Genomic DNA, 2,952 nt, shown 5'->3' with positions numbered 1-2,952 from the left:
CGACCGGGGTCGGCGGCGGACTCGTGCTGGGGGGCCGGCTGCACCCCGGGCCGACCGGCAACACGGGGCACATCGGCCACATCAGCGTGGACCTCGACGGCGACCCGTGCCCGTGCGGCTCGCGCGGCTGCGTGGAGCGCATCGCGAGCCGCACGGGCACGGGTCGCCGTCGAGGTCCACGCTGATGTGGCCGATGTGCCCCGTGTTGCCGGTCGGCCCGGGGTGCAGCCGGCCCCCCAGCACGAGTCCGCCGCCGACCCCGGTCGAGACGACCATGCACAGCGCGTTGTCGTGGCCGCGGGCGGCCCCCTGCCAGTGTTCGGCCGCCGTGATCGCCACCCCGTCGCCGATCAGCTCCACGGGCAGTCCACCGGTCGCCGCCCGGACTCCGGCGACCAGCGGGTAGTCGCGCCAGCCGGGCACGTTCACCGGGCTCACCGTGCCCGCGGAGGCGTCCACGGGACCCGCGCTGCCGATGCCGACGGCGCTCGCGCGCTCCCACAGCGGGGACGCGGCGAGCTCGCCCAGCACCGCCTCGACCGACCGCATCACGGTGTCGCCGTGTGCTTCGGCGGGCGTCGGCCGCTGGGCGCGGACCAGTATCCGGCCCTGTCCGTCCACCAGCGCGCCGGCGATCTTGGTGCCGCCGATGTCGAGCGCTGCCACGAGGTCGGTGTGCATCAGTCTCGGTTCTCCCCGTCAACCATGAGAAAGGCGCTGGAACGGCCCGTGCGCGGCCATGGGGCGGCACACGGGGCGAGCCGCACCCCGGGTGCGGCGATCACTCGCGGGCCGGGGTGCGCGGTGGACAGTGTCCCCGACCCTGACAACGTTGTCCAGGCTCTATGCTCGACGCCACATCCTCATACAACCCCATGGATCCACGCAGCCCGTGGCCGACAGGACAGGACACCGCACCGTGCCGGAGACACCCCGCCGCACCCACCGCCTCCCAGGGTCCCGTTACGGCAACCGTCCGACCATGAAGGACGTGGCGGCCCGTGCCGGGGTCGGCCTGAAGACGGTCTCGCGGGTGGTCAACGGCGAACCCGGGGTCACGCCGGAGACGGAGCGCCGGGTGCAGGAGGCCATCGAGGCCCTCGGTTTCCGCCGCAACGACAGCGCGCGGGTGCTGCGCAAGGGCCGGACCTCGAGTGTGGGCCTGGTGCTGGAGGATCTCGCGGACCCGTTCTACGGTCCGCTGAGCCGGGCGGTCGAGGAGGTCGCCCGCGCACACGGCGCGCTGCTGATCAACGGCTCCAGCGCCGAGGACGCCGAGCGCGAGCAGGAGCTGGTGCTGGCGCTGTGCGCCCGCCGGGTGGACGGCCTGGTGGTGATTCCGGCGGGTGACGACCACCGGTACCTCGAGCCGGAGCTCAGGGCGGGGGTCGCCACGGTCTTCGTGGACCGGCCGGCGGGCCGGATAGACGCCGACGTCGTCGTGTCGGACAACTACGGCGGCGCCCGCGACGGCGTGGCCCACCTCATCGCCCACGGGCACCGCAGGATCGGTTTCATCGGGGACATGCCCGGCATCCACACCGCGTCCGAACGGCTGCGCGGCTACCGCGCCGCCATGGAGGACGCGGGCATACCGGTGGAGGACTCCTGGATGTCCCTGGGGGTCACCGACCCCGGGCGGGTGCGCCGGGCCACCGAGGAGATGCTCTCCCGCCCCGATCCGGTCACGGCCGTCTTCACGGGCAACAACCGGGTGACGGTCACCGTGATCCGGGTCCTGAGCGAGCGGTCCCGCCCGGTCGCGCTCGTGGGCTTCGACGACATCGAGCTCGCCGATCTGCTCCGGCCGGGGCTGACGGTCGTCGCCCAGGACTCCGCGGCCCTCGGCCGGACCGCCGCCGAACGCCTCTTCCGGCAGCTGGACGGCGACCCGCTCGCCCCCGAGCGGATCGAACTGCCGACCAAGCTGATCACCCGCGGCTCGGGCGAGCTGCCCCCGGCGGACTGAGCGCCGGTGTCCGCGCGGATCCGGACGGGCGGCGCACACCGCGCCGGTCGCCGTGGAGCTCCGCGGAAGGCGGCTCCCGTACGACGGGTGCGCCCGCGGGCGGGTCACGGGGCGCGGGCCGGCGGGCCACCGCGGTGCGGGAACGCGAACCCCTCCAGGCCGCTGCGGGTGAGGCCGGTCGCCCGCGCCACCTCGGTGTGGTCCAGGGCGCCGCAGTCCAGGCCGCGCAGCAGGTGGCCGGCGAGGGCCCTGGCGGTGGCGGGCTCGTCCACGACGTCGCCGGCGGTCCGGGCGGCGTACCGGGCGAGCCGGGCGGCGGTCTGTTCGAAACTCTCGCGGTAGAAGGCGAAGACGGCCGCGTAGCGGGTGGGCAGATGCCCGGGGTGCACGTCCCAGCCCTGGTAGTAGGCGCGGGCCAGGGCCCGGCGGGTGAGGTCGTGGTGCAGCCGCCAGGCGGCGTGGACCCGTGCGGTCGGGCCGACGGGCAGGACGTTGGTGGAGCCGTCCGAGAGGCGTACGCCGGTGCCCGCGGCGGCGACCTGCATGACGGCCTTGGCGTGGTCGGCGGCCGGGTGGTCACCGGCCTGGTACGCGGCGGAGACGCCGAGGCAGGCGCTGTAGTCGAAGGTGCCGTAGTGCAGTCCCGTGGCGCGTCCTCCGGCGGCCCGGATCATCCGGGCGACGGTGGCGGTGCCGTCGGCGGCGAGAACGGCCTGGCTGGTCTCGATCTGGATCTCGAAGCCGAGCCGGCCGGCCTCCAGTCCGCGCGCCGCCTCGAACGCCCCGAGCAGCCGCGCCATGGCGGTGACCTGTTCGGGGCAGGTGGCCTTGGGCAGCGTCAGCACCAGCCCCGGGGGCAGCGGACCCGCCTCGGCCAGGCCGGTGAGGAAGACGTCGAGGGTGCGGATGCCCCGGTCGCGCACCGCGGCCTCCAGGCCCTTCATCCGGATGCCCGCGTACGGGGCCGCCGTGCCGTCCCGGTG

At 75.1% G+C, this 2,952-nt stretch carries 2 protein-coding genes and 2 pseudogenes; 2 read left to right on the top strand and 2 right to left on the bottom strand.

Going from position 1 to position 2,952, the window contains the following annotated elements; all coding sequences use genetic code 11:
* Positions 1-23: 23 nt before the first annotated feature.
* Positions 24-101: pseudogene (locus AOK18_RS35475) on the top strand (hypothetical protein); the annotation flags it as partial.
* Here the strand turns inward: AOK18_RS35475 and AOK18_RS24185 are convergent.
* Positions 97-681, bottom strand: a pseudogene (locus tag AOK18_RS24185) (ROK family protein); the annotation flags it as partial. The pseudogenes AOK18_RS35475 and AOK18_RS24185 overlap by 5 nt on opposite strands.
* A 238-nt stretch (positions 682-919) precedes the next feature.
* Here AOK18_RS24185 and AOK18_RS24180 point away from each other — a divergent pair.
* The gene (locus tag AOK18_RS24180; protein ID WP_055695702.1) at positions 920-1,969 is read left to right on the top strand and encodes a LacI family DNA-binding transcriptional regulator; all 1,050 of its coding nucleotides are present in this window, start codon (positions 920-922) and stop codon (positions 1,967-1,969) included.
* 104 nt (positions 1,970-2,073) lie between these two features.
* Here AOK18_RS24180 and AOK18_RS24175 read toward each other — a convergent pair.
* The coding region (locus tag AOK18_RS24175) for a DUF6986 family protein (protein ID WP_055695701.1) at positions 2,074-2,952 on the bottom strand (879 nt) is incomplete at its 5' end.

The sequence above is a fragment of the Streptomyces prasinopilosus genome (assembly GCF_001419695.1).
Classification (GTDB): Bacteria; Actinomycetota; Actinomycetes; order Streptomycetales; family Streptomycetaceae; genus Streptomyces; species Streptomyces prasinopilosus.
This window is presented reverse-complemented; position numbering and strand designations above follow the sequence as displayed.